Annotated in this window: 6 protein-coding genes; 2 read left to right on the forward strand and 4 right to left on the reverse strand. The window is 72.6% G+C overall.

The genetic code is table 11. The features are described 5' to 3' along the window. Nucleotides 1-39: 39 nt before the first annotated feature. Genes ACFV4N_RS37120 through ACFV4N_RS37135 form a run of 4 tightly spaced genes read right to left on the reverse strand, consistent with a single transcriptional unit; the run spans nt 40 to nt 5,076 of the window. Nucleotides 40-1,539, reverse strand: coding sequence for an AMP-binding protein (locus tag ACFV4N_RS37120; protein ID WP_499677350.1), 1,500 nt, complete (start codon nt 1,537-1,539; stop codon nt 40-42). After that, entirely contained in the window at nt 1,536-2,462 is a 927-nt protein-coding gene (locus tag ACFV4N_RS37125) for an ACP S-malonyltransferase (RefSeq protein ID WP_499677351.1), read from the reverse strand. The genes ACFV4N_RS37120 and ACFV4N_RS37125 overlap by 4 nt, the downstream gene beginning before the upstream one ends. Further along, nucleotides 2,459-3,724 (reverse strand): pyridoxal phosphate-dependent aminotransferase, encoded by a 1,266-nt coding sequence (locus ACFV4N_RS37130; RefSeq protein ID WP_499677352.1) that lies wholly within the window; start codon nt 3,722-3,724, stop codon nt 2,459-2,461. The genes ACFV4N_RS37125 and ACFV4N_RS37130 overlap by 4 nt, the downstream gene beginning before the upstream one ends. Before the next feature lie 29 nt (nt 3,725-3,753). After that, nucleotides 3,754-5,076 (reverse strand): KamA family radical SAM protein, encoded by a 1,323-nt coding sequence (locus ACFV4N_RS37135; protein ID WP_499677353.1) that lies wholly within the window; start codon nt 5,074-5,076, stop codon nt 3,754-3,756. Nucleotides 5,077-5,561: 485 nt separating this feature from the next. Between ACFV4N_RS37135 and ACFV4N_RS37140 the strand changes: the two genes are divergently transcribed. Together ACFV4N_RS37140 and ACFV4N_RS37145 are read left to right on the forward strand one after the other, a co-directional pair. After that, nucleotides 5,562-6,749, forward strand: coding sequence for a cytochrome P450 (locus ACFV4N_RS37140; RefSeq protein ID WP_499677354.1), 1,188 nt, complete (start codon nt 5,562-5,564; stop codon nt 6,747-6,749). Next, the coding region (locus ACFV4N_RS37145) for a ferredoxin (protein WP_499677355.1) at nt 6,746-6,926 on the forward strand (181 nt) is incomplete at its 3' end. The genes ACFV4N_RS37140 and ACFV4N_RS37145, both read left to right, overlap by 4 nt.

Here is a 6,926-nt window from a genome sequence, read left to right on the forward strand (position 1 = left end):
GGGATCAGCGTCCCGCCCGACCTGCCGGCTCCGGTCCGATCAGCCCTCGGCCGCGAGCCTGGCCAGCGCGCCCCGGTCGACCTTGCGGTTGGAGTTGAGCGGGAACTCCTCGACGTGGCGGTACTCGCGGGGCAGCATGCCCTTCGGCAGCACGTCCCGCAGCTCCTTCGACAGCAGCCGGGCCGGGGTGGGCGTGCCGGTGTAGTAGACGACCAGCTCCAGGCCCGTGTCCGTCGGGCGGGTCACCGCGACCGCGTCCAGCACGCCCTCGCAGGCGCGCAGGGCGTGCTCCACCTCGGCCAGCTCGACGCGCCAGCCGGCCAGCTGCACCTGGGAGTCGAGCCGGCCCAGGTACACCAGCGTGCCGTCGGGGTGCCGGCGGACGCGGTCGCCCGTCCGGTACCAGCGGCGCTCGTCGTGGAGCAGGAAGCGGCCCTCGTCGTCCGACGAGTCCAGGTAGCCGGACGTCATCTGCGGGCCGGTGATGCACAGCTCGCCCTCGGTGTCCGACTCCCCGCCGTCCTCGGTGAGGAGCAGGTGGTCGTGGCCCTCGTGGACCTCGCCGATCGGCACCAGGCCGTTGAGGCACAGCGCCGGCGTGTCGGAGGTCCAGCGGTGGCCGGTGATGGTGACGGTCAGCTCCGTCGGCCCGTAGATGTTCTCCAGGGTGGACGCGGGCGCGGCGGCCAGCCAGTCCTCGGCGTCGGCCGCGCGCAGCGCCTCGCCCGCGAAGAAGCTCCAGCGCAGGCCGGGCATCGAGTTCGGCGACAGGCCGCCCATGCGGCGGACCAGGGTGATGGCCGAGGGGGTGGAGAACCAGACCGTCAGGGCCCGGTCGGCGAGGAAGCCGGGCAGGTCGCGGTAGGCGGCGCCGGGCACCGGGTGCGTCTGCGCGCCCGCGCCCCACGCGCAGAACAGGTCGAACATCGCGCAGTCGAAGTTCAGGTCGAACGACTGCGAGAAGCGGTCCTCGGGGGTGAAGTCGTAGCGCTGTTCGAGGATCGAGAAGTAGTGGTCCGCGTTGGCGTGCGTGATGGGCACGCCCTTGGGGCGGCCGGTCGAGCCCGAGGTGAACAGGATGTACGCCAGGTCCTTCGGCGAGACGGCGACCGGCTCGTCCAGGGGCCTGCCCGTGACGGGCGCCGCGGAGGGCGCCAGCACGGGCAGGTCGACGCCCAGCTTGCCCAGCGCGGCCAGGCCCGGCGCGTCGGCCACCACCGCGGACACCTTCGACGCCTCCAGCATGTGGCGCGTGCGCTGGGCGGGGAAGTCCGGGTGCAGGGGCACCGCGATGGCGCCCGTGTAGAGCACGGCGAGCAGGCCCGCGTAGGACTCCAGGGTCTTGTCGGCGAGGACGCCGATCGCCCGGGGCGGCGCGTCGGCGCCGGCGAGCAGCGCGCCGGCCCACGAGAGGGCCAGCTCGTGCAGCTCCTCGTAGGTCACGGTGCGGCCGTCCTCCAGGTGGAGGGCGGTGTTGCCGGGCGCGAGGCGCAGGCCCCGCAGGAAGCGGGCGTGCAGCACGGCTTCGTTCTCGGTCATGCAGCCCTCCTGAGGGCCGGGCGCTTGTGCGGCTGCATCGCCAGGCGCGGGCTCGCCGCGATCACCTTGAAGTTGTTGGTGGTGCAGGCCACCCGGCCGAACAGGGCGTCCTGCCCGGCCACGCAGAGGGTCGTGACGCCCTCGGCCCGCAGCGACCGCACGACCTCGGGCCAGCGCACCGGCCGGACCACGCCGTCGAGCAGGATCGCCCGCACGCCGTCGGCGGTGGTGCGCACCGAGCCGTCCTGGTCGGCGATCACCGGGGTGGCCGGGTCCCGGAAGGACAGCCGCGGGAACAGCTCCCGCTCGACGCGGTCGCGCAGGCCGGCGAAGGCGCTGACGTGCATCGGCGGGTCCATCTCGTACAGGGGGAGGCCGCCCGCCGACTTCAGGCGCTGCTGGAACCAGGCGAGCCGGTCCCGCTTGAGCGAGACCATGTAGAAGTCCTCGTCGACGTAGCAGGAGATCTCGTGCCAGTCGTCCAGCTCGGCGAGCACCAGGTCCAGCTCGGCCCGGGGCGTGCGGGCGAACGAGAGCGTCACCACGTCGCCGTGCTGCTCGGCGAAGTACTCCGTCTCCACGCGGACCAGCTCGGCGGTGAGCCAGATGCCCTCCTCCGCGCTGAGCGCCCCGGAGTGGACCGCCGCCGCCTTGCCGCCGAAGCTGGCGCCGGTGCAGAAGCTCGGCTCGAACCCGAAGCGGTCCTCCGCCCAGCGGGCCAGGGCCACGCTGTTGACCAGGAACGCCACCTGGGCGGCCTCGGCGTAGTCGGACGTGCTGTCGCGCAGGGCGGCGAACAGGTCGCGGCCCAGCACCTCGTCGGCGGTGCGCAGCAGCTCGCGGGCGAACGGGTTGATCAGCATGAACTTGGCCACGTCCGCGAACTTGACGGGCCCCATGCCGGGGAACGCGATCGCGGTCATCGCACAGCCGCCTTCGACAGGGTGAAGGCCAGCTCGATCGACGCCAGTGCCTCGGCCACGTGCGGCACGGTAGTCGGGTCCGCCGCCGCCATGGCCGCGTGCTGGAGTTCGGGCGTGTCGCCGTAGAGCACGCTGGTCGCGGCGCGGAAGCGCAGCGCCCGGGGGTCGTCGCCGAAGTGGACGCCCGCCAGCACCGCCACGCCGTAGCGGCTGACCAGGTGCTCCTGGAGGGACTCGCCGTCGACGACGCCCTCGTGGGCCAGCCGCTCGCGCAGCGGCTCGAAGTCGGGGTAGACGTAGAAGCCGCCGGTCGGCGGGCGGGACAGCGCGCCGGCCTTGACCACGATGTCCTGCACCGCCCGCGCCAGGGCGCCGTGCAGGCGGGCGTCGGCGTCGCGGCGGGCGACCAGCTCGGCCGGCTCGTCGAACGCGTACTCGGCGACCTCCTGCATGGGACCGGCCAGGGTGGACCAGATCTCGCTGGCCACCGAGGCCACGTCCGCGCGCATCCGCAGGCCCGCCTCGTCGGCGGGGAAGCGGGCCGCGCCGATGCGCCAGCCGCCCAGGGCGAGGCTCTTGCTCAGGCCGGTGACGACGACCGTCCGGGACGGCGCGACCTCGGCCGGGCTGAGGTACTCGAACCCCGGGTCGTGCACGAGGTCGCGGTAGATCTCGTCGGAGACCAGCAGCAGGTCCTCGTCCTCGGCGACCGCGCAGATGCGGCGCACCAGGTCGGGGGTGGCCGTGGTGCCGGTGGGGTTGTCCGGCGCGGTGAGCACGACGATCTTCGGGTTGGCGCCCTCGGCGCGGGCGGCGCGGACGGCCTCGCGCAGGGCGTCCGGGTCCGGCACGCCGCCGCACTCGGCCGGGATCGGCACGCCGATCACGCGCTTGCCCGCCTCCAGCGCCTGGGGCGCGTAGGTGACCCAGCAGGGCTCGGTCAGCAGGACGTCGCCGGGCACGACGAGCTGGAGCGCCATGAGCAGCGCCTTGCTGCCCGGCGCCACGATGACCTGCTCCTCCGTCGTGGGCAGGTCGCGGCGGGCGAAGTAGCCCGCCACGGCGCGCAGCACGCCCGGGTAGCCGGGCACGGGCCCGTAGGAGTTGCGGCCCGCGCCCGCGGTCAACCGCTCCACCAGGCCGGGGAACACGGGCAGGCGGGCCTCACCGAACCCCAGGTGCACGATCGGCTCGCCGGCGGCCCGGCGCAGCGACACCTGGTGGTCCAGGGCCAGGTTGGGCGAGATCTTCCGGATGACCACAGCGAACCTTTCGTCGTCGGCGGACGGGGTCAGCGGACCGGCGTCTTGGTGCCGGTGACCGCGGCCAGGATGTCGGCCGGTGTCGCCGGGTCGATCTCCAGCTCGTCCAGCCAGGCCGCGTGCTCCGAGTACCGGGCCCGGAACGGGCGGCCGACCAGCTCGGGGTCGCGGGCCTGCACGAGGCGCAGCCGGAAGTGCTTCCCGTCGAGGTCCTCCTCGATCCCGTCGACCAGGACCTTGCCCGGGGTGGCCGACATGGACGGGCCGCGGACGGTGCGGGCCAGGCCCGGCAGGGTGCGGTAGGCCGCCTGGAAGATCTCGACCGCGCGACCCAGGGGCACCTTGAAGTACTCCTTGGGGCCGGTGTCGCGCTCGACGAACATGTAGTAGGGCACCAGGCCCGCGGCGAGCTGGCCGCGCCACATCTCCGCCCAGACGCGCGAGTCGTCGTTCACCCGCCTGATCAGCGGCGCCTGGCAGTACACGATCGCGCCGGTGGAGCGGATCCGGGACAGCGCCAGCCTGGCCTGCGCCGTCTCCAGCTCGCGCGGGTGGCTGAAGTGCGCCATCACCGCGAGCGCCCGGCCCGACGCCACGACCTGCTCGAACAGGCGCAGCACGTCGTCGGCGTCGGAGTCGGTGGTGAACCGGTAGGGCCAGTAGGCCACGGACTTCGTGCCGATGCGGATCGTGCGCACGGTGTCGACGTCCAGGATCGGCTCGAGGTGCGAGCGCAGCCGCTCGGTGCTCATGATCATCGGGTCGCCGCCGGTGACCAGCACGTCGGTCGCGGCCGGGTGGTTGCGCAGGTAGCGGATCAGCTGCTCGGGGCCCGGCGCGGCGAACCGCAGGTCCGCGTCGCCGACGAACTGCGCCCAGCGGAAGCAGTAGGTGCAGTAGGCGTGGCACGTCTGGCCCTGCTGCGGGAAGTACAGCACCGTCTCGCGGTACTTGTGCTGCATGCCCGGGAGCTGCGTGCCCTCCAGGCTCGGCACGTTGAGCTGCATCTGGCCGGACGGGTGCGGGTTGAGGCCGGCGCGGATGCGGCTCACCGCCTCGCGCAGCTCCTTCTTGCGGCCCTCGCGCAGCAGGACGGACAGCTCGCGCTCGTCGGCGTCGGCGAGCATCCCCCGCTGGGGGAACACGAGCTGGAAGATCGGGTCGTCCGGGATGCGGCTCCAGTCCACCAGGTGCGACAGCACGTACTCGTTGACGCGGAACGGCAGCACCTGGGAGATCACCCGGACGCTGTCCAGCAGGTGGGCGGGCAGCGCGTAGCGCGAGGCGACCTCGTCCACGTGGTGGGGGCCGAACGAGCGGAAGCGGGAGGACTCCGCGGCCAACAGGGACATGCGCAAACACCTTCCGTTTCGGGCATCCCGGGTTTCGGGGTTCGATTCGCAGGGCGGGAATGCGGACTCGACGACCACCGCGACCGGGCGGTCGCGGTACGCCGGAGAACGCGTCGAATGGCTGGAAGGTCAGCGGTGGCCCTGCGGTCCGACCCTAGTGCGAAAGTGGCCGCCGGAACCCCTAGTCCGGCCCCTGCACCACCCCTCACCACCCCCGGAAACCCCACCCGAACGGGTGTATCGCGCGTCACCGGCGCTGGTCACGGCCCTCCGGTGCGAGGTGGCGGGGCGGTTGCCGCCGATAGGGGGAACGTAGGGGCGTTCCGGGGGTGTGAGGAGGTTCCCGCGCGTGATTAGGCTTTCCCCATCGTGCCGGGGCAGGCTTTTCGACGCGGCGAGCGGTCGCGGACCAGCTTCCGGGCAAACCTCATTTGGGCGTGTGGAGCGCGCCGGTCGTCCGACCGGCGCACCCGGAGGAGAAAAGAATGACAGCAACCCAGCAGGTGCGCGCGTACCCGTTCAGCGAGGAACCGGGGATCGACATCGACCCCCTGTACGGGGCACTGCGCCGGGACGAGCCGGTCAGCCGCGTCAAGCTGCCGTTCGGCGAGGTCTCGTGGCTCGCCACCCGGTACGAGGACGTCAAGACGGTGCTGACCGACCCGCGCTTCAGCCGGGCCGCGGCGCAGGGCCAGGACCAGCCCCGCACCCGCGAGGAGATGACGTACGAGGGCATCATCGGCCTCGACCCGCCGGACCACACCCGGCTGCGCAAGCTCGCCGGCAAGGCCCTGACCGCCCGCCGCGTCAACGAGATGCGCGAGGGCGCGGTGCGCATCGCCAACGAGTTCCTCGACGACATGGTCACCAAGGGCTCGCCCGCCGACCTGGTCGAGCACTTCGCGCTGCCCTTCCCGATCATCGTGATCTGCGAGCTGCTGGGCGTGCCCTTCGAGGACCGCGCCAAGTTCCGCGTGTGGACCGAGGGCCTGACCAGCACCGCCCAGCCGATCATGTCGCTGGTCGAGGAGCTGTTCGGCTACATGGGCGCGCTCATCGCCCAGCGCCGCGCGGAGCCGACCGACGACCTGCTCGGCGCGCTGGTCAAGGCCCGCGACAACGACGACGTGCTCACCGAGCAGGAGCTGCTGTCGATCACCGGCGTCGGCCTGCTGCTGACCGGTTCGGAGACGGTGTCCACGCACATCCCGAACTTCGTCTACGCGCTGCTCAAGAGCCGCGAGCACTTCGAGCTGCTCAAGGCCGAGCCGGGCCTGATCCCGAACGCGGTCGAGGAGCTGCTGCGGCTCATCCCGCTCAACCCCGCCGCGATGTTCCCGCGCTACGCCACCGAGGACGTCAAGCTCGGCGACGTGGTGGTCAAGGCCGGCGAGCCCATCCTGGTCTCGCTGCCCGGCGCCAACCGCGACCCGGAGATCTTCACCAACCCGGAGGACGTCGACTTCCGCCGGGCCAACAACCCGCACGTCGCGTTCGGCCACGGCCCGCACCACTGCCTGGGCGCGCAGCTCGCCCGCATGGAGCTCCAGGTCGCCCTGGAGGTCATCACCAGCCGCTTCCCCGACCTCGACCTCGCCGAGGGCGACGAGGGCGTCGAGTGGAAGAAGGGCCTGCTGGTGCGCGGCCCCAAGATGCTCCGGGTGAAGTGGTGAGCACGACCGAGGCGATCTGGAAGGTCGCGGTCGACCGGCAGGCGTGCATCGGCACCGGCGTGTGCGCCGGCACCGCGCCGCACGAGATCGAGATCCGGGACGGCAAGGCGCACGCGCCGAACCCGGAGGTGGCGCCGAGCGACGCCCTGATCGACGCCGCCGAGATGTGCCCCATGG

Origin of the sequence: Actinosynnema sp. NPDC059797 (assembly GCF_042732085.1) — a bacterium.
Classification (GTDB): Bacteria; Actinomycetota; Actinomycetes; order Mycobacteriales; family Pseudonocardiaceae; genus Actinosynnema.

Excerpts from the sequence above, each read along its gene's own strand:
- ACFV4N_RS37120 (WP_499677350.1), bottom strand. The coding sequence starts at position 1,539 with ATGACCGAGAACGAAGCCGTGCTGCACGCCCGCTTCCTGCGGGGCCTG.
- ACFV4N_RS37135 (WP_499677353.1), bottom strand. The coding sequence starts at position 5,076 with ATGTCCCTGTTGGCCGCGGAGTCCTCCCGCTTCCGCTCGTTCGGCCCC.
- ACFV4N_RS37125 (WP_499677351.1), bottom strand. The coding sequence starts at position 2,462 with ATGACCGCGATCGCGTTCCCCGGCATGGGGCCCGTCAAGTTCGCGGAC.
- ACFV4N_RS37140 (WP_499677354.1), top strand. The coding sequence starts at position 5,562 with ATGACAGCAACCCAGCAGGTGCGCGCGTACCCGTTCAGCGAGGAACCG.